Below are 22,681 nucleotides of genomic sequence, written 5' to 3' on the forward strand. Positions count from 1 at the left end.
AATTGTATAGATAAATGCCCACTACGATTGATTTAAAATGTTTGTAAATCACCAGAAATGTGGTACACTCATGTTGTCAGACAGCACCGGGAATATGCATATGGAACAGAAAACAAAGACGGAGAGGAATCGCGGAATTTTGGAGAAAAAATTGCTGTATCTCAGAGTCAAAGAAGAGATTGAAAGAAGTATCAACAAAGGCGAACTAAAGCCGGGTGAGAAGCTTCCTTCCGAGCCGGAACTTGCGAAGAAATACGATGTTAGCCGGCCTACGCTCCGGGAGGCGCTCAAAATGCTGCAGCGGGAAAAGGTTCTCATTAGCAAAAACGGTGTCGGAACCTATGTCAACACGCGGTCGGATTTCATTATTAATCCACTGAGCAAGCTGCAAAGCGTCGGTCAGATGATCAAGAATGAAGGCTTTACGGAAAGCGAACTAGACATCAAAATTTATACCCGCGAACCGGAAGACGATTGGAAAAAGCAGCTGCAAACGGACGAAAAAGTTGTCATTTTGGAGCGTTCACGAACAGCCGATGGCCATAAAGTCGCGTTTTATTATAATATTTTTCCACAGAGTCTTGTGGCGGGTCATTTCGAGGGGGAATTCACCGGGGCGATCTTTGATTTTTTGAAAAGCAAAATGGGCATCAATATCGCCTATGCGATCACCGAAATCTGTGCATTAAGCCCTTCCAAGGAAATGGATCAGAAGGCAATGAACGTGCTGGGTGGTGAGATTATCTTATTGAAACAGCTCCATTTTGACGAGGACGACCGGCCTGTCTTTTATTCCCTTGATTATTTGAAAAACAGCGTATTTAAATTGTTTATCAAACGCGAGTAGATGATCGCCATGCAAAAAAAAGCCATCCCTCAGGTCAAATGCTATGACCTTGGGATAGCTTATTATTTTTATGCCGGTTTTCCTGTCATCTCCAAAGCATCGACGGCCTTTTCAGGAAGTTTTTCGATAACGGCATTCGGATTAAATTGATTTTCACTCTTGGCGATTACAATCGTCGCTACGCTGTTGCCGATAATGTTCGTTATCGCTCTAGCTTCCGACATGAATCGGTCTACCCCGAGAAGGAGAGCCATGCCTTCCACCGGAATGACATTATGCGGGATGGCCGCAAGTGTTGCCGCTAGAGTAACGAAACCTGATCCGGTAATTCCTGCAGCGCCTTTGGAAGTAAGCATCAATACGCCGAGAAGTGTCAGTATTTGAATCCAGTCCAGATGAACGCCATAGGCTTGTGCTATGAATAACGCGGCCATAGACAAGTAGATGGAGGTTCCATCCAGATTGAACGAGTAACCGGTAGGCACGACAAGCCCTACGACCGGCTTTGACGCACCGAAGCGCTCCAACTTTTCCATAACTCTTGGCAAAGCTGTTTCAGACGAAGAAGTACCTAGTACAAGCAGCAATTCTTCTTTAATAAACGCCAGCAGCTTCATCAAGCTGAACCCATAAAATTTACAGATACCACCTAACACCACAAAGATAAACAGCGCCATGGTCACATAGACGGATCCCATCATTTTGCCCAGCGAGAATAAAGAATGAACGCCGAACTTGCCAATCGTGTACGACATCGCGCCAAAAGCGGCTACCGGTGAGAACTTCATAATGATTCCAACGAGACGGAAGAAAATTTCATTCATTTTCTCAAAAAAGTTCATGACAGGCTTTGATTTATCGCCAAGTCCGGCCATCGCCAGACCGAACAGCACGGAGAAGAACAGAATCGGAAGCATATCTCCCTTGGAGAAAGCGGCCATCACATTATCAGGAACTACGCCCAACAAAAAGTCCAGAAAGCCATGGCTGGTACTGGCAGCTTCTTTGGTGTACTTGGCAACGTCTTCAGCCTTTACGCCGCTGGTGTTCATGCCTGTACCCGGATGCAGGACAAACATGACGGCGATCCCGATAGCCATCGCAAATGTTGTTACGATTTCGAAATAGAGCAGCGCCTTACCGCCAATGCGGCCAACTTTCTTCATGTCCCCCATGCCTGCAATACCAATCACAATCGTGAAAAAAACAATCGGGGCGATCACCATTTTGATCATTTTAACAAAAACGTCGGCAAGCATTTTCATATTTCCCGCTTGACCGGGGAAGAATTGACCAACAACAATGCCGAGCACGATGGCTATCAACACTTGTAAAGTTAAGTTTTTTCTAAGTTTCATCATACCGCACATACCTCCTCAGTTATTTATGCTATGTTTGCACTTTCTCCCTGCGTCTTCGCGCAACGCCATCTTCATATGCGGCTTGAATGACAGCCTCTCTAACCTTCTCGACGACAGACTGATTGAACACACTTGGAATGATGTAATATTCATTCAATTCATCTTCCTCCACGACAGATGCAATCGCTTTTGCCGCGGCAAGCTTCATATTCTCCGTCACTCTAAAGGCTCTGCAATCCAGCAGTCCGCGGAATAAGCCAGGGAAACATAGGACATTGTTAATCTGATTCGGATAATCTGAACGGCCTGTGGCCATCACCCTGACATAGGGCTCCGCTTCCTCCGGAAGAATTTCCGGCGTCGGATTCGCCATGGCGAAGACAATAGCGTCTTTTGCCATTTTGGCCACATCCTCTTTCTTCAGAATGCCGGGACCGGATACGCCGATGAAAATATCGGCACCCTCGATGACGTCGGACAATGTTCCGCTGAGCTGCTCCGGATTCGTGCATTCCGCATACCAGCGCCAGAACGGATTGTCGTAATTCCCATCTTTCGTTATCGCACCTTGGCGATCAACGCCAATGATATTCGTGACGCCTGCGGCCATCAGCATTTTCGTGCAAGCCGTTCCGGCTGCCCCAATCCCGCATAGCACGACTTTGCAGTTCTCTAAGCGTTTGTTCACAAGCTTAACGGCATTGTATAACCCGGCTAGCAGGACAACTGCGGTGCCATGCTGGTCATCATGAAATACAGGAATGTCCAGCTCCTCAATTAACCGTTGTTCAATTTCAAAGCATCTAGGTGCCGCAATATCCTCCAGATTAATCCCGCCAAACGTAGGAGATAGCGCTTTCACAATACTTACAATTTCATCCGTATCCTGGGTAGCCAGACAGATTGGAAAAGCATCCACGCCAGCCAGCTGCTTGAAAAGCATTGCCTTTCCTTCCATGACCGGCATCGCCGCTTCCGGACCAATATTGCCGAGTCCGAGCACCGCCGTTCCGTCCGAGATCACAGCTACGGTGTTCCGCTTGATCGTTAATGTGTGAGCCAGCGACGGCTTCTCATGGATAGCCATGCACACCTTGGCCACGCCCGGGGTGTACACTCTTGAAAGGTCATCCCTGTTTTTGATCGGATATTTCGGGCTTGTCTCAATCTTCCCTCCCAAATGAAGGAGGAAGGTTTGGTCTGACACATGCACAACTTTCACACCGGCTAAAGTATGAATGGCTGCCGTAATCAGCTCCGTATGCTTATTATCGTAGACATTGATCGTAATATCCCTAACCGTCAAATTTTTATCCGTTCTAACAACATCAATCGCAATAATATCTCCGCCTGCATCGCTGATCGCCGTCGCGATATTGCCGAACGAAGCGAGTTCCTTATCCAACTCCAGACGCAAAATAATACTTGTATTCACTCCCGAAGGAATCGACATGGGGCTACACCTCAAAACCAGATTTAAACGATAGCATCGCTTACAGGTTTCATGATATCGCTTTCAATTCAGGACGTGAAGAATTTGACCATATTGGTACTTATGGTCTTTTTGGTCTTCCTGTTTTGCTATTCTCCACCCACACGTATCTGTTCACCGGACGCCCGATTCCGCCATATTCCAGATCCAGCTTTACACGCTTGCTCTTCTCCAAATACTCCAAGTATCTGCGGGCTGTCACCCGGGCCAGTCCTACTCCCTCTGCTACTTCTTCGGCTGACAAGGGCTTCATCTGCTGAATAAGAAACAGCATGACCTGCTTCATCGTCAGATCCTGCAATCCTTTGGGCAGTTCCATCTCCTCACCCGCCGTAGGCGTCTCGCCTGAAGGCAGCGTCTGATGCTTCACCCGCAGCATTTGATCCAGTTCCGACTGCGTCATTCTCACATCTTTGTTCAGTCTTTCTTTCATCATCCGGTAATTTTCCAAAGCTTCTTTGACCCGCTCATATTTAAAAGGCTTCATAATGTAATCAACCGCTCCATGATGCAGCATGCGCTGAATCGTCGGAATATCGTTGGCCGCGGTAATCACCATCGCATCCACATCGATCTGCTCATTTCTAATTTGTTGAAGGAGCTCAAGTCCGCTTTGCCCTGGCATATAAATGTCTAAAATCACCAAATGAGGCTGAAGCTCGCGAACCCGCTCCACGCCTTCTGTTCCATTGGATGCCGTACCGACAATTTCAAAGCCGGAAACCCGTTCGACAAACTGTTTATTTACTTCCAATACCATCGGATCATCTTCAATCAGCACCACTTTAATCATTAGATTCCCTCTCTTCCGATCATCGGAAAGGTCAGCATAAAGCTTGTCCCTTGACCGAGCTCTGACTCAACTTCCATATGCCCGCCGCATTTATTCACGATGTTATCAATCAAAAACAAACCGATGCCTCTGTTGCCGTCTGCTTTCGTCGAATATCCCCGTTCAAACATATGCCCCTTCGTTGCCTGATCCATCCCGTTTCCGTTATCCTCAACCAGAATAGACAGCACCTCGTCATCCTGCTCCAGGGAGATGAACACTTCTTTTCTTTCTTCGTTATGCTTCAAGGCGTCGAATGCGTTCTCTATCAAATTTCCCAAAATGACAACGACATCATGATGGTCCAAATGCTGCGGAAACCGTATCAATCGGCTTCCCCGATCCAAGCGCACATCAATCCCCAATTCCTTACCGCGGCTGATTTTCCCGATTAATAACCCCGCTACGTTCTCATCGGCAATTTTACTGGACACAAAGCCGCTTAATTCCGACTGCGCCTCCATCGTTTGAAACAAATAATCCAGCGCCTTCTGCTTATGGTCCAGCTGTATCAATCCGCCTATCGTATGCAGCTTATTCATATATTCATGATTTTGCACCCGGAGCGCATCGACGAATGCTTTGACGCCGGTCAGTTCTTCCGCAATTTTCGTAACTTCCGTCCGGTCCTGGAAGATCGCCACTGCGCCGACCGTTTGATGTCCCAGCGTAATCGGCACACGATTGCTAAAAATTTGCATGCCACCAACATAAATCTCTTGATTAAATATAGGATGATTCAACTGCAAAATCTCCGGCAGCCTGGTGTCCGGCAGCACTTCTCTGATCGGGCGTCCCAGCACGTCTCCCTCTATATGCAGCATGCTTTTGGCCTTATCGTTAAAGACGGTTATATTCTCACACCGGTCAATCGCAATGACCCCTTCATGCATGGCGTTGAAAGTAGCCGTACGTTCGACTAGCAGCTGGGCAATTTCCTCTGGCTCCAATTGAAACATCTGCTCTTTAATATGGCGCGACAGCATCCAGGAACCCCAGACCCCGAACAGCAAAGACAGCAGAACTGTGACGTAAATCTGTCCCCTCATCGCCAGAATCACTCCTGCAAGCCCAGGCACCAATTGTCCGACAAGCACGACGCCAACCTGCTCATGCTCCTCATTCATAATCGGCACAAATCCTCTGATGGCAGTTCCCTGCTCCCCCTTGGCCTTGGATAAATACGTATGCTCGGCAAATGCCGAGTGTTCATCGCTTCCCTGCGATACCTCGCCGATTCGGCTGCTTACAGGGTGCGACCAGCGTACGCCCTTCATATCCATCACAACGATATAATCCACTTCGTTAATAATTCGAATCCGTTCGGCGATGGCATTAATCTCCTGATGGTTCCCTCCCGTTGACACACCGTTGATAATGGAGGGAAGCTGAGCTACAGTTCTTGCTGTTACCAGCAACCTTTGCCCCATTTCTTCTTCCTGCAGGTGTACTACTCGCCCAATCAGAATAATGCCTCCTATACATATCGCGAACAAAACGATGCCGAAAGTCAAGATCGTTATTTTCCAATTCATGCGAAGCGCCTTCATTTTCAGCAACACGGTTCACCTTCTTCATACAGGTCGTTTCATTGTACATCATACAATATGTTACACTGATTTTATACTTTAAAGACTGACGGGGGAACTTATGAGAACGATAGTGGGAATCGTTTTATTTATATTAGCTGGCCTCCTTACGGCGGTAGGAATCGGATTCTCGTCTCAATTTAACAGCGTTCCCCTTGCTTATGACGATGAACAAACCGGACTTCGCGAACAAACGCTCATCCGGTTTAGCTTCGTAGTTGCCGAGAATACACCTAAAGGATTAGCCGCGCAAAAATTTGCCGAAATCGTGAAACAAAAAACAAATGATAGTATCAAAGTAGAACTTTACCCGAACGGCAGCCTGTACAATGAAAACGACGAGATGGAAGGATTGCGGCGAGGCAGCGTACAGATGATTGCCCCCAGCTTCTCTAATATATCGGAGGTTGTCCCTGAGTGGATGGTGATGGACCTGCCTTTTGCCTTCCAAACTGAGGAGGACGTGGAGAAAGCGTTTCGGGGTAAAATAGGAGCCTTATTGCAAAAAAAGCTGGAGTCAAACGGCATGGTCGGCTTAGGCTTCTGGTCCAACGGGTTTCAGCAGATGACCTCGAATCAGAGGCCGCTTATTCACCCTGAGGATTTTCAAGATTTAAAATTCAGGATTTTACCGAGCAAAGTCATTGAGTCCCAATTCAGACAGCTGAAGGCCAAAACTTACCCCATCCCCTTTAATCAGGTGTACCGCAGTATGGAATCCGGCATTGTCGATTCGGGTGAAAACACCATTTCGAACATCTACTCCAGAAAGCTTTATCAGGTTCAAAAGTATATGACCATTAGCAATCATGCCTTTCTAGGCTATGGGGTGCTGATGAATAAATCGTTCTGGAACGATTCGTTAACGTCCGCACAAAGACAGGCGATCACTGAAGCTATGCAGGAAACGACTTTATGGGCGAATCAGAATGCCGTCGCCATCAATCAAAAGCAATGGGACGAGCTCAAAAAAATGAACCAATTGGACATCCACATCCTGACTGCGGAGGAACGGCATGAATGGCAGGGGGCGCTTGAACCCGTTTATCGCGAAGCTCAACTGTATATCGGCAAGGAACTCATAGACGCCGTGGACGAACTGAGAGGCAAGAACCAAATAAATCCGCATTGAAGTCAAGCTTTTTATTTTACAAAATTCGACAAAAGCGGATAGCCGAAAAATGACATATTATGTTACTATTGTACTAATCAGTTGGATAGTGTGGAATGAGGTACAACAATGGATGAAACTTGGATGCACAACGCACAATTCCTGATTATCGATGATCAGGAATACAATATTAGCCTGCTGGAACGTATTTTACGCCGGGCAGGTTTTAACCATTTGCATTGCACGACGGAACCCAAACGGCTAGAGGACCTCTTCAAGGAGGTCAAGCCCGATATCGTTCTATTGGATCTGCATATGCCGGAGATGGATGGGTTCGCTGCTTTGAAACTTTTGAAAGAGCTTGTTCAAGGTGTCAATTACCTCCCTATTCTCGTCCTTACGGCAGATGTAACACAAGAGGCCAAGAAGGAGGCCTTGCACCTGGGCGCACATGATTTTCTCACCAAGCCTTTGGATAAAACGGAAGTCGTCCTGCGCATTAATAATTTGCTCAAAACACGGTTCTACTACCTTCAGCTGCAGGATCAGAACTATCGGCTGGAGCAGCGGGTCCGGGAGCGGACGTTCGAGTTGGAACAGGCCAAGCTGGAGATTTTGCAATTGCTGGGGCGCGCCTCCGAATTTCGCGATGATCAGACCGGGCAGCACACTCAGCGCGTAGGCAAGATGGCCAAAGAGATCGCCGAAGCACTAGGACTGCCGAAGCACGAAGTCGATCTGATCGAACGGGCCACGCCGCTGCATGATTTAGGGAAAATCGGCATCCCCGATGACATTTTGCTAAAACCGGGTAGATTTACACCGGCTGAGTTCGATCATATGAAAACCCATACGACAATCGGAGCAAGCATCCTGGAAGGCAGCCTCTTTCGCGTCCTGCAATTGGCTGGAACGATTGCCTTGTCACACCATGAGAAATGGGATGGCACAGGCTATCCGAACGGTCTGCGCGGGGAAGACATTCCGCTAGCTGGACGCATTGTGGCCATTGCGGATTTCTTCGATGCGCTAACGCACGAGCGTCCCTATAAGTCGGCTTGGTCAGAGGAAGAAGCTTTGGAGGAAATACGGAAGCAGCGCGGCATTCATTTTGACCCGAAAGTCGTTGACGCCTTCATGGCGATTTGGCAAAGGAACAGCAATTCAAACTTGAAAAGGTCGGTGTTAGGATGAAAGGCATGGTGTTTACTTCTTTTTTGGAAATGGTTGAACATAAATTTTCCCTACAAATCGTCGATCAGATTATTGAGAATTCCGATTTGCCGTCGGGCGGCAGTTATACCTCTGTCGGTACATATGAACACCATGAAATGATTCAGCTTGTCGTTCAGCTCAGTAGGCGGACCAACATTCCGGTTGCCGACTTGGTGCGTGCCTTCGGCGAATATTTGTTCACCCAGCTGATCGAACTTCATCCTCAATTCATCCAGGAAAACAGTTCAGTCTTCAGTTTCCTGCAAAAGGTAGACAGTTATATCCACGTTGAAGTCCGGAAGCTGTATCCAGGCGCAGAGCTGCCCGCTTTTGAGTATGAAAAGCCCGTTCCGGGAACGCTTGTCATGACCTATCGTTCTTCACGGCCTTTTGCCGATTTGGCGGAAGGACTTATCAACGGATGTATTCAACACTACGGCGAAAACATTACCATGGTACGTGAGAATTTAGACGAAGGAACGGCTGCTCGATTTATTTTAACGGAAGCGGAAGTGAAATAGATGCAAGAGCCGCAGGAACTCGAGGTTCTGCGCAGACAGTTGGAACGGGAAAGAAAAGCCCGCAAAGCTGCAGAGCAGATTGCCGAGGAGAAAACCCGGGAAATCTATTACGTCAATCAAGAGCTGCGACAATTAAACGACCAACTGGAAGAATTGGTGAAGGAGCGCACGGCCGAGCTATCCAAAGCGCGTGATGAAGCCGTTGAAGCCAATCAAATCAAAAGCCAGTTTCTGGCCAATATGAGCCATGAATTGCGCACGCCCCTCAACGCCATCATCGGGTACAGTGAAATGCTGAAAGAAGATGCTGAGGATATCGGCGAACAAATTTTTGCAGACGATCTGGGCAAAATCCATCATGCCGGCAAACATTTGCTGACGCTTATTAATGACATTCTGGATCTGTCCAAAATCGAAGCCGGCAAGGTCGACTTGTATCTGGAAGTTTGCGACATCCCAATACTGTTGAAAGAAGTACTGACCACCGTCACTCCGCTTATCGAGTTGAATGGCAACATCCTGGAATCGGCCTTCCCTGAAGGCGAGATGAAAACGGACATCACCAAATTGCGTCAAGTGCTGTTTAATTTGCTGAGCAATGCCGGCAAGTTCACAAAGAACGGAACGATAAGTCTCACTGTTCGGCATGAAACAGAGAATGAACGTCCTGGCATCGCCTTCCGTATTCAAGACACAGGCATCGGCATGACACCTGAGCAAATCGAGCATGTATTCGAGGCTTTCAAACAAGCAGACTCATCGACAACGAGGAAATATGGCGGAACAGGGCTAGGGCTGGCAATCAGCCAGAAGCTGTGCCATGTGATGGGCGGCAGCATTACCGTTGATAGCGTCTATGGTCAAGGCACAACCTTTACCGTCTGGCTGCCCGTCCTTCAAGGAGATGCTGTGCAAGATCTGCTAACGGATGACCGCGATCAGACGCTTGCGGGTACCCGCACTGTGCTCGTCATCGATGACGACCCGAGCATGCTGAAGTTGATGCAGCGGTTTCTTCACAAAGAAGGATGTACGGTAGCGCTGGCCCAAACCGGTCAAGAAGGAATTCGATTGGCCAAAGAACTTTCTCCCTCCTTGATCTCTCTCGATGTGCTTATGCCGGGAATGGATGGTTGGTCCGTGCTGACCACGCTTAAGAATGACCCTGAATTAGCAGGTATCCCTGTCATCATGATGACCATGACCGATGATAAAAATTTGGGTTATGCGCTCGGTGCCTCCGAGTTTTTGATCAAACCGATTCACCGGGAGAAATTAATTCCGATCTTGGATAAACACATTCCGGAGCGTCAATCCAACGTTGTGTTAGTCATTGAAGACGATGTGACCACAAGCCAAATGATGACTCAGATGTTGGAAAAAGAGGGCTACAAAGTGGCTAAAGCGGCTAATGGCCATGCCGCCTTGCAATCCATGTCGCAGTCGCTCCCCCAACTGATCCTGCTTGATTTAATGATGCCAAGGATGGATGGCTTTGAATTCGTCACGGAACTGCGAAAAAACGAAGATTGGCGGGGAATTCCAATCGTTGTCGTGACGGCCAAAGATATTACTTCGGAAGACCGCTTGCGGCTGAACGGCTATGTCAAAAATATTGTTCAAAAAGGCAGCTTTAAACGGGATGCCTTATTGCTTGAAATCCGCAGGCTGATGACCGACGCTAAGGATGAACAGATGATCTGAGATCACAAATGGGGAAACTAGTCATGCATAAGATTCTTTTGGTAGAAGATAACGAAATGAACCGGGACATGTTATCCCGCCGTTTATTGCGCAAAGGTTATGAGGTCATCATGGCCGAGGACGGACAGCAAGGCGTCGACTTGGCCAGGACCGAATCGCCAGATTTGATTTTGATGGATATGAGCCTTCCCGTATTGGACGGCTGGAACGCCACTCGGGTGCTGAAAGCATCGCCGGAGACGAAGGAAATTCCTGTTATTGCGCTAACCGCCCATGCGATGGCGTCGGACCGGGACCAGGCTTTCGAAGCAGGATGCGATGATTTCGATACGAAGCCTGTGGAGTGGAGCAGGCTGTTGGAGAAAATTCAGAAATACTTGAATGAATCATGAAGGAATGGCTCTGACGCAAGAACTGCGGGCAGAGCCGTTTGCTTTTTGTTAAGTGCTTAGCCATTCAACCTTCCCATCACTAGGGTACTATAGTAGTTCCCATCGGATAGAAGCTTGTCTTTTTTTAGAATGCCTTCCACTTCAAAACCATTGTTCTGATACAGCTTTATCGCTGTTTCATTCGTTTCGAGCACCTGCAGCGATATTTTGGTGATTCCATTTGAATCCGCCCACTGAATAAATTCTTTTAAGAGATTTTTTCCTATGCCAAATCCCCAATAGGCTTGTAAGATGCCAATGCCGAACTCCACTTTATGAGACGTTCTTTTCAAGTTGTTTCCTGCGCCTCTAAGAAAACCTACAATTTTATCATTCTCTTCAGCAACCAAAAATAGGTTATTTCTTGCTTCAGTGTCCTCTCTAATCAACTGTTTAAACCCGGATTCATCTATGAATGCTTCGCCCTTTTCCCGGTCGAAATTTTCTGTTTCCCCATCGATTTGCAATCGGACTTCAGACAGCTGTCTCGCATCTTTTTCTACGGCAGACCTGATCGTATAACGTAAATGATTCACATAAAATGGTTTGGGACTAACTCGCATTGCAAATTCACTCCTTATCGGTGCCTGGACTTCTAAAACAGCTCAATTTTACCATGGATTAGGAACAGGTCGTCCACCTTTTTGTTAATACCCAAAAAAACATCAAAAAAATCAAAAATTAATACAAAGACGCCAAAACGAGTTTAGGTTATAATTAATTAGAAAGCGCTTACATACCTGCTGCATCAAGGAACAAATCAGCTACTAACTGGAGGGTAGAATATGGGTCTGTTACATCGTTTTACAAGCAAAATGAGTGGTCTGCTCGTCCTGACTCTTTGCATCGCCCTGCTGGCTCCCGCAGGTTGGTCAATCCCATTCGTCAAAGCGGATTCCGCAAATTTGGTGCTTGGCGCGACGATTGCCGGCGGAACGGGAGTGGGATACAGCTCTCAAGGCGTATCGAATACCGCAGCCATGGCCATCGACGGCAATAGTGCTTCCGTATGGCAGCCGAACTCGGCCGACCGCGATGCTGCCAAAAGTCCGAACGGAGCTTGGTTGATCGTCGATTTGGGGACAGCAAAAACGTATAATAAAGCTGTCTTTCAAATGCCTTTAAGCAACGGCGTAAAAAATGTCAAAATCGAGTATTCGAACAACACTTCGACTTGGACAACCGCCTACGATGCAGCCGTAGTCAATAAAGGAACGAGCGCCAAGACGGAAACCGTCACATTCCCTTCGGCAACGGGGCGATATGCCAAAATATCGTTCAGCTTCTCCAACGCTACGCCGAATTTTCAGCTAAGCGAGCTTGAATTGTATCTTGTTCCGGCCGGCCCCACCGAACCCGCTCCCGTCCCTTCCGTTTTTGCATCTGCCGGGGACAAGTCGGCCATCGTAACGTGGGAGAGCACGCCGCAGGACCCTAAGTTTTTGGATGCCGTGGCGACCGTTATCACTGACGTGAACGACAACAGTCGAAAGATGACGGTGGCCGTAGGGACGAATTCCACGACATTTACCGGACTAACGAACGGACAGACGTATACCTTTTCCCTCCAGAACGCAGCAAGCGATAATAGTCTTAGCAAACCTCTACTTGTTTCTGTCGTGCCGGGTGTTGCCCCTTATCCGAATACTTTGTTATATAACACCACTCAAATGATTGCCGTCAAAAATAAGCTTTCCTCGCCAGGAAATACGGATTATGCCGATGCCGTTAATAAATTGCGCAGCGATGCGGATCTGGCTTTGACCAAAGGCCCTTATTCTGTTATGAATAAGACCGGTCTGGCTCCAAGCGGCAATAAGCACGACTACTGGAGTGTCGGCCCCTACTGGTGGCCGGACCCGACCTCGCCGACCGGGCTGCCGTATATTAACCGGGACGGCCAATTTAATCCCGAGGGATATACGAATAAATACGATAAGCAAAATTTCATCGACCTTCGCGATGCGGTTTCTACGCTAGCGCTCGCTTATTATTTTACCGGTGATCCAAATTACGCTGCTCGCGCTGCCCTGCTGATCAAAACGTGGTTCATCGATCCGGCTACCAGCATGAATCCCAACATGAACTACGCCCAAGGCGTTCCCGGAGCGGAGGACGGCCGCAAGGAAGGCGTTCTGGAATCCGATAAGCTGCTTGAAATTATTGATGCTGTAGAACTGATTTCGAATTCCCCGAGCTGGACGGCTGGAGATACGCAAAGCTTCAAAAATTGGCTGTTCCGGTATACGAATTGGCTGGCAACCAACCAGCTCGCGCAAGACGAGAAAAACTCGCTTAATAATCATGGAGCCTGGTACGATATCCAATATGTCGACTATTTGCTCTACTTGGGAAAAAAAGCGGAAGCGCAAGCTTATTTACAGAACACGACCATTCCGCGCATTGCCTACCAAATTACTTCAAGCGGCACAATGCCGGCAGAACTTAGAAGAACGCGTCCGTTCCATTATTTCTTATTTGATTTGATGCCGTTCTCTATGCTGGCGATTTTGGGAAATAAAATTGGCGTCGACGTATGGAATTCCAGCGGCAATATCAAGAAAGCATACGATTTCATCGCACCATACATTGTGGACTTTAGCAAGTGGCCTTATCTGGAGACGCTTCCGCAAGACGATGAAAGTCCTTTCGCCAAATATTTGCGGGAAGCCGCCGTCGTATTCGGTACCGATGCACTGCGCAGCACGGCCGACATGATGGAAAAAGCGTTGACGCCGGACCAGCCAAACGCCAATCGCGCTAACCTGGTATCGCCCGGCATCGAACCGTTCGGTCCGCACAGAGAGTTCGTTGCCTTTGGCTTTCAAGGATTGTACACACCGGTTCAAGGGATCATTCAGGCTAATGACGAGATCGTCGTCACCGTTCCGAAAGATACCGTTTTGACCGGCTTGGTTGCAAGCTTTACGATCACCGGCACCAGTGTGAAGGTCGGCTCCGTTGCACAAGTGAACGGCGTTACGCCGAATGATTTTACAAATCCGGTCGTATATACCGTCGTGTCGCCTGGCGGCCAGACAAGAAACTATACGGTAAAAGTCGTAAAGTCCAGCTCCAACCTGCCATTTACGATGTATGCCGTGGGCTTCAACGAGTATCGGCAAGATCCGTTTGTAGATGCGAAGCTCAAGGAGGACAGCGCTTACAACAAAAATTTATTTGATGTTATCGCTCCGCTGCCGCAAGCCGCATCCGATATCGAACCTTTTACTTGGTACAAAGGGTTCTACAACAACGGCGCCTTGGTTTCTCCAGCGCAAGTTTTTATTAAAGACGGTAATTCGCAGCATACGCAATCGATGCCGGCGGCCATCAGGCTTTTGAAGGATAGCAATTTCGGATCGAGTATTACGGCAAACATAGACACAACGAATTATGCCAACATTTCCGGCAATTTCTTCGCCAGAACCCAAGATCAGAACACCGGCACAGGGTATAAGCTTTATACCGAATGGTCGGTAGACGGAGGAACAATCTGGAATGTAGCGAATGCGCTCGTTCGCGACAGCAGCAATACGACGCTGACTGACTCTTACAACAACATTCCATTCGCTTTTTCAATTAATGATGCGAGAGCGGATAATAACCCGAACTTCCTGCTCAGGTTCAGGTTGGATAAATCCAGCGCAGGCTATATGAATTTCGACGATCTGCAGCTGTTCGGCGCGCCCATTTACGATTTGAGCCAAAAAGATTTGACTTCGTTCAGCTTCCAAGCTCTAGGCCTGCCCGTAACCGGCATCATCAAGGCTAGCAATGATATCGTGTTGACCGTGCCAAAGGGAACGGATGTGACCAAGCTGGCAGCCTCGTTCTCCACGACCGGGGAAAGAGTTCGCGTAGGATCCAAAATTCAGGACAGCGACAATACCGTCAATGACTTCTCCTCGCCGGTCATCTATACCGTGGATGCGGGTGACGGATCATGGAAAAATTATACGGTTCGAGTAAGCATAGAACAGCAGCAGCCGGCTGACATTGCAACAGCAATTACATCTATTGAAGCGCCGGATCAACATGCAGTCAAGCTAACGCTCCCTTCTGTTCCTGACGGTTATACAATCGCCATCAAGAGCTCGGACAGGCCGGACATCATTTCCCTGGATGGAACCATTATTCCTCCGAGCGCCGACACGACCGTAACGCTGGTGTTGGAAGTAACCCGAACATCCGACGGTGCTAAAGCAAGTACGATGAACATTCCTGTTGCAATTACGGCAGCCAAAACCGTCATGGCGACATTAACAGGTGCCAGTAACGTAACTGTCGGCGGTTCGTTCGATCTGACTTATGGCTTGGCGAATGTCACAAGCCGTGTTTATGCGCAGGATTTCACGTTCACTTATGACCCGAGTCAAGTGGAATTTGTCTCAGCAGCATCGGTTAAGGCTGGATTTGAGCTTGTGGGTCAAAGTGAAAAAGCAGGCGAAATCCGGTTCATTGCTGCAAGTTTAGGACCTGAAATGGCGGTGGACACAAGCGGCGACCTGCTGCTTCTCCGCTGGAAAGCGAAATCGGCAAGTTCGACCGCAGCAATAACTGTGTCTAAGGTGCTCATCTCGAACGGGAATGGGGCGGAAACAGCGGTAACCGGTGCTACCCACCCTATCACCATTTTGGCAAATGTAGATAAAGCGGCATTGAATGCTTTAATTGGAAATGCACAAAGCGTCTATCATGCCGCAGTTGAAGGCACCCAAATCGGCCAATATCCGATTGGAACGAAGGCGATCCTTCTCGCAGCCATCAACAGCGCTCAAGCCGTTGCCGGCAATCAAAATGCTGCGCAGCAGCAAGTTGATCAGTCTGTAGCTGCGTTGCAAGCGGCGCTGCAAGCATTCATGGCTGCTGTCATCACACCGGAACCGGGAGATTTGAACGGAGACGGGAAAATTACGATCGGAGATTTGGCGATTGTTGCGAGCTGCTACGGCAAAACTTCCGCCGATCCGAACTGGAGTCACTATAAGATAGCGGATATGAACAACGACGGGAAGATAGACATTTTCGATCTTGCGTTCGTAGCTAGAAAGATACTTTCTTCCAACTGAAGGAAGTAAATTTAGGGGAAGGCAGCGATGCCTTCCTCTTTTTGTTTTCGCGAAGGCTCCCTCCGCTTAACGCTTACCTGCAACTAGTAAGTTGGCTTGGGACCGGCTTACGGCTTGAGATTCGCTGATTGAGGGAACTCCGTTCCCTTATTTCGGCGGAATGCGGAATTTCTGGCGTTATGGGGGAACTACAGGGTTTAATTTCACCACAATGATGTAATGTTCTACTCGGAATAGCGAAATAGCGAACTTATGTTCCTGTATCATCGCCAAAAGGGCTGATTTGGACGAAATAGCGGCCTATAGTTCCCCCTATCTTCCTGCTGGACAGGGAGACTGGATAACGCCACTTCAGATTCAATGAAAAAAGAGAGGAGAACATCATGTTCTCCTCTCACATCAAGCAAATCATATGGTTTTCGCTTACAGGTTAAAAATCATTCTCGCCATGATCGCAAGGTCCACAATGTCGATTATGCCGTCATGATTGAGATCCGCAAACTTGTACATGCTCCAATCTGCATCAGCGGACGATTTGCCGTAGTTTTTCGCAACAATCGCCAGATCGCCGATACTGACTTTGCCGTCATTGTTAAAGTCTCCCGGGGTTCCGGTTATGACAGAAGCCCTGAATGCCTGCAGCGCAGTACTTAAGTCAGCTGCGGCCTGCTGCACTTCCAGTTGGGTTGCCGCCGTATTGTGAGCAACTGCCCCCGCGCTGTTAATCGCCGTCAGCAGAACTGCTTTCGATCCAGCCGGATATTGACCGGATAGCGTGCCTTCCACCGCACCGTCATGCGTTTGCTGCGCCTCGGTAATAAGAGCAAGGAGAGCCGCTTTGTCCACATAAGTGATCGTTACGCTATGCGAAACGCCTTCCACTTGCGTTTCCAAGCCTTCCCCGCTCGCGATCACCGCACGGTCAACAGCGATTGTCGCTGCCGACGATTCCGTGAGCGCTTTGGCGTTCCAGCGCAGCTTCAGCAGTTCGCCGCCAGCTGTTGGCTCCGCGCCGATCGTGACAGCAAGGATGCGGACCCGTCCCGGCGTTTCCTTTTTATCCACGATTGTGAATCCCGGCTTCAACGATTCCGCACCGGAGAATGTCAATTTCTCCGGATCGTAGGTGAACGTCAAGTCTTGCGCCAATGCGCTGCCTGCCGCCAGATTGGTGAGCCCATAATTCAGATCGAACGAAGCTCCGGCCGTTACCGTCGTAGTTCCTGTTAAAGTCGCACGGGTCGTTTGCTCTGTTCGAGCCGGAACGACGACAGTGATGCTTGCGGTAACTGCCTTCGAGCCGTCGGAGACGCGCGTAACTTCCAGCACAAGATGAACTGTCGTTTCCGTGCTTGGCGGAATCAACGTTCCGTCTGTCTGAATGACATCCGGACGGTCCGAGCTCTTAATGGCTAACGTATAGCCTGCCGGAACGGATGGAAGCGTCAAACTTGCTGCGTTCGGATCCGGCGCCGGGATCGACGTGATGCCGCTAGCAACCGCCAACGCGCTGTCATTGGCTTGCTGCAAACCGTCCATTGCCGCCTGCAAAGCTATAGCTGCCCCATCAATTTCATCCTGCCCGGCATAAGGATTATCGTTCACGCTGATCGCGTTAAATAGTGCAGTCTGCAGAGCTTCCCACGAAGCTTTGGTAAAGTTCTCTGCTTCAAGAGATTCTACGGCATCCACTTCTCTGCCGAGCGCCGTTTTATCGACATTCATAAACAATTGGATTTCGGCTACATTCCCGTGTGATCCATTCGTTCCCAACCATCGGTAGTACCGGTAAGCCGTCGTATTATTCAGCACTTTGACGTACCAAGATGAAGCATTGGCCGTGCTTGGATTATCTGTGATCGTGACCAAATCCACATATCCGCTGCTTGCCGACTCATTGGACCCTTGGAATTTGGCTTGGTAGATTCTGGCTGCGTTAGTCCCCGCTCTCGGCAGGAATCGAAGCACGTTGACCGCTTGCGGAGCTCCGAAATCCCAACCAACATAAGGAGCAGCTACACTGTGGTCAAAGAACGAACTCGGATTGCCGTCAAATACGTTTGTCGGCGGGTAAGATCCGCTGCTCGTCGAACCAAAGACGCTTCCATTGCCATTGTTATTGGCCGACATGTTCGTGATTGGAGACATGTTGCTAAAAGTAACCAGGATGAAATCCGCAATACCGGCACCTGCCTGTGCTGTCACTTTGTATGTCCCTTCACTTGTCGCATACAAGATCCCGCTCGGATCGACGAACGCATCCGTAGTTGCCGTATCGTCCGGCTGGGAAACCGACCAACTCCTGCTGCCGGAAGCCTGCAGTTGAACAAAACGGCTACCGTAAATCGTCACAGACCCGGCGGTTACGTTCACGTTCGGTACGCTGCCTCCCGATGTCGATACGGGGATCGCTTTGTTCATCGCTATTTGCAGAAGAGCAAGCGCGTTGTCGATCTCTGTTTGCGTTGCATTTACATTATTATTGACATTCTGAGCAGCTTGCAGCGCAGACTGCAGACCTGCCCAATCTTCCGGCTTGCTAAAACGTTCCGCCGTGAGCTTCGAGGCGCTGCCGATTGCTGTGGCCAGCGCAGCTTTGTCGACGGTCTGGCCAATCACTACCGCTTTGCTCGGATCAATCGAGCGAATGCCTTCATTCAGGGCGATTGCCGCAAATAAGGCCGTATCTCTGCTAATGTTCGTTGTCGAGTACCCCGAATATTTCGCTTTTACGCCTAATGCGTTGATATGAGCTTTCTGGAAATCTTCCTGCCTGCCTTCCCAGTTCGGACTGGCCGATACTTGCTTAAACCCGCCGCTGGCTGTTTTGTCGCCTGCATAAGCCGAAATGGATTTGGCAGCTGTCAACACGGCATTAAGCGTCGAATCTCCGCTGTAATCGGTGCCGGAGCCCGTCACAGTCACGGTACACGTTACCGGCGGCAGGCTTGGATTTGCCATACTCGTACCGGTAATCTTGGCCGTACCCGCTCCGCGCGCAATGACTAAACCGTTCTTATCCACCATCGCAACGTTCGGATTGCTTGTTGTCCACATGATTCTCTTGTCATGGGCATTGCCCGGACTGATGGAAGTCGTCAGCTGCAGTCTGTTGTTGCCGGTAACCTTGCCTGTCGAGGAGCTCGTATTCGCAGGCCCGTAAATCGTAGCCGTGGTTGGATTGACCATAACCAGACTTGCCGGTACGGTGGTTATGTCGGCAACTTTGACCTTGAGGGTTTGAGCTACCCCACCGTCTTGCGCGCTTCGTGCCGTTACGGTTACGTTCGCTACTTTATTGGCGCCTGTGCCAACCGCTTTGATCGTTGCCGAGTTTCCGCTGCCAACCACTGCGACAATGCCAGGATCCGAAGATGTCCAGGTCACGGTGTCACTTGGATTGCCGTACAAAGTTGCCGTAACCGTTCCTGTATCGGCTCCGTTTGTTCCGTTATAAATTAGCGTAGCGGAATATTTATCCAAGGACATATCCGATACATGGCTAGTCGTATCCGACGTATCGAGCATCACCATATATCTGGAGCCTTTTTGCGCTTCGAAAATAATTTTGCCACCTTCAATGGTATAATTCACCGCAGCGCCCAGCGTTAGATTTGAATTGACCTGTTGGATGACAGGCTTTCCTGTTGTCCATGGATTGACAAGCGCAATTGTACCATTGCGTTTACTGTTCAAATCAACATAGGGGATCGTTTGCGTCGCTGCATTGTAGGCGCTGGACACTTCTACATTCCCCATCGCACCCAGCCTTTCATAACTAACCGACCTTGCCATATCCCAATTCGGGAAAACCTGTATCGTGCTTAGCACATTGGGTGTGGTGCTGCTCTGCATGACCATGGAGTTCAATGCTTCCATCGACGCTATCGTTTCAACAGCCCCGCCGCTTCCATAATAAGTGAGGTTGCTGTTTCTAACTTTGGCATTCAGAGCGGTCTTGAATTTGACCAGCAAATCCGCCGCCGGCCAACCGGCTCTTGCTGCAATCGGGTATACTTTCGGGAAACCGTTGTTTTGGCTGCTCCAGCCGGCAAATCCGGCCGCTGCCCATCCATTCATGTATTCAAGCGTGTTCAACACCTTCTGCAGAAGCTCTTTGTCGCCGTCCAGCTTTTGCACATTTTCAAACGGGAAAACGACACCCTCCAGCTCAACCGGCTGATCACCTGGTTCAATCATGTCGACGTGTGCCTGATTCGGCGATTGATAATCGGTAGCGATCAGCGTAGGCACAAAGTTGCTGTTATTGTCAGCGTTAAAAATACCTTTCGGCAGATAAGCTTCCGGGAACGCCGTATGATCCATCAGATCCTGCCAACGGGTGATATTGGCTTGATTTTCATTCATGGCCGGACCATGCTGAATCAGAAAGTTGGCCAAAAATTTAATAGCGCCAATGTCCAAATCCGGGTTAATGTCCGCTGCGTCTCCTTCATGAATCGACGAACCAATGACGGAATAGTGGTATTGGCCGTTACCGTCATCCTGCTTCAATACGTAGGAGCTGTAGAAGGTTAACAGTTGTTTCAAATACGGATAAAGCACCGTTTTCAAATAATTATCGTCCAATGTGTACTCATAGTAGAAAATCATAGGGACAGCCGCAAACATACCGTTCGACTTCTGATCTGTCGAACTCGCGTTGAAGCCGTACGTTTTGGTTGACGCTTTCGCGTTTAGCGCGGGCTGTGAACTGGCCATCAGATGAAACGGCGAAAGCGTTCTCACATGTGCCGCCCCGTCAAAGCCTTGTGCCGCCGCATTGTTTATTTGCCAAGGGAGATCATAGGCGATAACCCGGTTGTACGGAATCGCCGTTTCAATCCGGTTAACCGAGCCTGAAGCATAGTAATGAGCTTGTTGGTTGTAGTTCAAGAAATACCTGCCGCCCCAGCCCACATTGTCTGCGGGAACCCATTCGCCGTACATTGAGGCCGGAAGGTTTTGCTTGTTTACTTTGCCATTCCCGCTAGTCGGTCTATTGGAGCTGCCAAGAATGTAAAGCGAGCCGTAGTAGTATTTGTTGAGATCCGTATCGATGAATTGCGCATAGCTTTTCAGCCAGTAATTTTTCCACCAGTCCAGATGTTCGTTTTTGAGTTGGTTGATTGCGCTCGTGGACGTGTATGCTGAAATGCTGTTAACCGCGTCCGCTTGAATGGCGGATACGCTCTTGATCGAGTCATACGCGCCGCTGCTGCTAGCGAAGTAAGTAACCAAGTATACGGTTGAACCCGCTTCTACGGTAAAATCTCCGGACTCGCCAAGCGAGTCATAATATTTGCCTTTATTGCTGTCGTAATAGTCATTTGCTTCGATTTTCTCACGTGTATTGACAAGCTGCGCGCCAACCACAGTCGTTGCGGTTGCCGTACGGCTTCTAAAGTTTGAAGTATTTCCGCTTGCGCCCGCATTGGAGTCTCTTGTCGTCCACAGAACGGGATTATCGCCTTTCGAATCAATGCCTCCCGTATAGGGATAGGTTGAATTCGCATCCGTTAAATCCGTCGCGCTTGCATTGGCATAAGCCATTTTCGGAACCCATTGCTTGGTGTTCAGCGTGACGGCGCCGCCACCTTTATTCTCGACTTCGGTTACGAATACATTGTCCGTATCAGCCGTCCACGACCTCATTTCGATCATGGCGTCGTAGCCCTCATTGTTTTTCAGCTGCATCTTGGTAACAACCTGGGCATTCAAAATATCCTGCGTCATATTAAAGACCGCCGACGCGTTGCTGCCTGCCGCTTTCGTAGGCCAAATATCCAGCCCGCCGCCCGATAAAATGCCTTGATTATCTTTCACTGAGCTGCCTTGTGCATGAAGCGTGCCCCAAAAATCATTTTTGCCAAAATAAAACTGCTGGGAGGTCGTGGAAACACCGGCGGCAATGACGCCGATATCACCGTTCCCCATGAGTTGTCCCGTTGTGTAGCTGCCTTTATCCACATCGCTGATTTTGAGCGGGGAAGTGATTGAGCCATTAATGCCTGATAATATTTGCTGCAATTTAGTCCAATCGTTTTGGTTTAAATGATCCAGAACCGCCTGAGGCGCAGTAAAGCCAGATTCCGCTCTGACGGTGTTGATGCCTGGCACAACACTTGTGAAACTTGATGCGGCAAGCGTTATGGCGAAAGTGATGCATAACGTTTTACGCATAGGTGTACGTTTGGCCGATTTCATTGCGTTCCTCCAATCTATATGTTCATATTCAAGATTCAGATTCTGCCGTACCTATTAACTGTACATGACTTCTTCCAAGACAAGTGATAGTCAATCTTATTGAAAATGTTCGAAATTTTAAGATATTAGGAAAAATGAACCCGCATTTCGCAGAAGGGCCCCATTGAAACTTCAGGAAAATATTCCAGTTAATTTAGCCCCCGCAGTCCGATACATCCATGGAGATGGAAAAACTCCCTCTAATTCGGCCGATTTCTTGAGCATTCACCGAATCCAGTTAAATGAACAGGAGTTTTTCC

Annotated in this window: 13 protein-coding genes; 7 read left to right on the forward strand and 6 right to left on the reverse strand. The window is 48.8% G+C overall.

Annotated features, from left to right (window positions below; translation table 11 throughout):
- The first annotated feature begins 100 nt into the window (after positions 1-100).
- Entirely contained in the window at positions 101-847 is a 747-nt protein-coding gene (locus tag AC3WRW_RS04210; protein ID WP_492545110.1) for a GntR family transcriptional regulator, read from the forward strand.
- A 68-nt stretch (positions 848-915) separates the two neighbouring features.
- Here AC3WRW_RS04210 and AC3WRW_RS04215 read toward each other — a convergent pair whose 3' ends face one another.
- From AC3WRW_RS04215 to AC3WRW_RS04230, 4 genes are all read right to left on the reverse strand, one after another.
- Positions 916-2,208, reverse strand: coding sequence for a dicarboxylate/amino acid:cation symporter (locus AC3WRW_RS04215; protein ID WP_492545111.1), 1,293 nt, complete (start codon positions 2,206-2,208; stop codon positions 916-918).
- A gap of 28 nt (positions 2,209-2,236) precedes the next feature.
- Positions 2,237-3,661 (reverse strand): NAD-dependent malic enzyme, encoded by a 1,425-nt coding sequence (locus AC3WRW_RS04220; protein WP_492545112.1) that lies wholly within the window; start codon positions 3,659-3,661, stop codon positions 2,237-2,239.
- A gap of 100 nt (positions 3,662-3,761) precedes the next feature.
- Positions 3,762-4,493 carry a response regulator gene (locus tag AC3WRW_RS04225; RefSeq protein WP_492545113.1) on the reverse strand — a complete coding sequence of 244 codons (732 nt, stop codon included), beginning with the start codon at positions 4,491-4,493 and terminating at the stop codon, positions 3,762-3,764.
- Positions 4,493-6,082 (reverse strand): ATP-binding protein, encoded by a 1,590-nt coding sequence (locus tag AC3WRW_RS04230; RefSeq protein WP_492545178.1) that lies wholly within the window; start codon positions 6,080-6,082, stop codon positions 4,493-4,495. Before AC3WRW_RS04230 ends, AC3WRW_RS04225 begins: the two co-directional genes overlap by 1 nt.
- 100 nt (positions 6,083-6,182) lie before the next feature.
- Between AC3WRW_RS04230 and AC3WRW_RS04235 the strand changes: the two genes are divergently transcribed.
- The 5 genes from AC3WRW_RS04235 to AC3WRW_RS04255 all read left to right on the forward strand — a co-directional run bounded on the left by AC3WRW_RS04235 (position 6,183) and on the right by AC3WRW_RS04255 (position 11,064).
- A complete protein-coding gene (locus tag AC3WRW_RS04235) occupies positions 6,183-7,253 on the forward strand; it encodes a DctP family TRAP transporter solute-binding subunit (protein ID WP_492545114.1) in 1,071 nt (356 codons plus the stop codon).
- Between the two features lie 108 nt (positions 7,254-7,361).
- Positions 7,362-8,426, forward strand: a complete 1,065-nt coding sequence (locus tag AC3WRW_RS04240) for an HD-GYP domain-containing protein (RefSeq protein WP_492545115.1) — start codon at positions 7,362-7,364, stop codon at positions 8,424-8,426.
- Positions 8,423-8,968, forward strand: a complete 546-nt coding sequence (locus AC3WRW_RS04245) for a heme NO-binding domain-containing protein (protein ID WP_492545116.1) — start codon at positions 8,423-8,425, stop codon at positions 8,966-8,968. The genes AC3WRW_RS04240 and AC3WRW_RS04245 overlap by 4 nt, the downstream gene beginning before the upstream one ends.
- Entirely contained in the window at positions 8,969-10,672 is a 1,704-nt protein-coding gene (locus tag AC3WRW_RS04250) for an ATP-binding response regulator (RefSeq protein WP_492545117.1), read from the forward strand.
- 23 nt (positions 10,673-10,695) lie between these two features.
- Positions 10,696-11,064: a response regulator gene (locus tag AC3WRW_RS04255; protein WP_492545118.1), complete on the forward strand. Its 369-nt coding sequence runs from the start codon at positions 10,696-10,698 to the stop codon at positions 11,062-11,064.
- Between the two features lie 56 nt (positions 11,065-11,120).
- On the opposite strand, the gene AC3WRW_RS04260 is transcribed toward AC3WRW_RS04255, so the two are convergent.
- Positions 11,121-11,666 carry a GNAT family N-acetyltransferase gene (locus AC3WRW_RS04260; RefSeq protein WP_492545119.1) on the reverse strand — a complete coding sequence of 182 codons (546 nt, stop codon included), beginning with the start codon at positions 11,664-11,666 and terminating at the stop codon, positions 11,121-11,123.
- Positions 11,667-11,888: 222 nt separating this feature from the next.
- Here AC3WRW_RS04260 and AC3WRW_RS04265 point away from each other — a divergent pair, with 222 nt between their 5' ends.
- Positions 11,889-16,175, forward strand: coding sequence for an alginate lyase family protein (locus AC3WRW_RS04265; protein WP_492545120.1), 4,287 nt, complete (start codon positions 11,889-11,891; stop codon positions 16,173-16,175).
- 423 nt (positions 16,176-16,598) lie between these two features.
- Here AC3WRW_RS04265 and AC3WRW_RS04270 read toward each other — a convergent pair whose 3' ends face one another.
- Entirely contained in the window at positions 16,599-22,382 is a 5,784-nt protein-coding gene (locus tag AC3WRW_RS04270; protein ID WP_492545121.1) for a glycosyl hydrolase family 95 catalytic domain-containing protein, read from the reverse strand.
- Between the last annotated feature and the right edge of the window lie 299 nt (positions 22,383-22,681).

This window comes from Paenibacillus sp. FW126-R14 (genome assembly GCF_058789495.1).

Excerpts from the sequence above, each read along its gene's own strand:
- AC3WRW_RS04210 (WP_492545110.1), top strand. The coding sequence starts at position 101 with ATGGAACAGAAAACAAAGACGGAGAGGAATCGCGGAATTTTGGAGAAA.
- AC3WRW_RS04215 (WP_492545111.1), bottom strand. The coding sequence starts at position 2,208 with ATGATGAAACTTAGAAAAAACTTAACTTTACAAGTGTTGATAGCCATC.
- AC3WRW_RS04220 (WP_492545112.1), bottom strand. The coding sequence starts at position 3,661 with ATGTCGATTCCTTCGGGAGTGAATACAAGTATTATTTTGCGTCTGGAG.
- AC3WRW_RS04225 (WP_492545113.1), bottom strand. The coding sequence starts at position 4,493 with ATGATTAAAGTGGTGCTGATTGAAGATGATCCGATGGTATTGGAAGTA.
- AC3WRW_RS04230 (WP_492545178.1), bottom strand. The coding sequence starts at position 6,082 with ATGAAGGCGCTTCGCATGAATTGGAAAATAACGATCTTGACTTTCGGC.
- AC3WRW_RS04235 (WP_492545114.1), top strand. The coding sequence starts at position 6,183 with ATGAGAACGATAGTGGGAATCGTTTTATTTATATTAGCTGGCCTCCTT.
- AC3WRW_RS04240 (WP_492545115.1), top strand. The coding sequence starts at position 7,362 with ATGGATGAAACTTGGATGCACAACGCACAATTCCTGATTATCGATGAT.
- AC3WRW_RS04245 (WP_492545116.1), top strand. The coding sequence starts at position 8,423 with ATGAAAGGCATGGTGTTTACTTCTTTTTTGGAAATGGTTGAACATAAA.
- AC3WRW_RS04250 (WP_492545117.1), top strand. The coding sequence starts at position 8,969 with ATGCAAGAGCCGCAGGAACTCGAGGTTCTGCGCAGACAGTTGGAACGG.
- AC3WRW_RS04255 (WP_492545118.1), top strand. The coding sequence starts at position 10,696 with ATGCATAAGATTCTTTTGGTAGAAGATAACGAAATGAACCGGGACATG.
- AC3WRW_RS04260 (WP_492545119.1), bottom strand. The coding sequence starts at position 11,666 with ATGCGAGTTAGTCCCAAACCATTTTATGTGAATCATTTACGTTATACG.
- AC3WRW_RS04265 (WP_492545120.1), top strand. The coding sequence starts at position 11,889 with ATGGGTCTGTTACATCGTTTTACAAGCAAAATGAGTGGTCTGCTCGTC.
- AC3WRW_RS04270 (WP_492545121.1), bottom strand. The coding sequence starts at position 22,382 with ATGAAATCGGCCAAACGTACACCTATGCGTAAAACGTTATGCATCACT.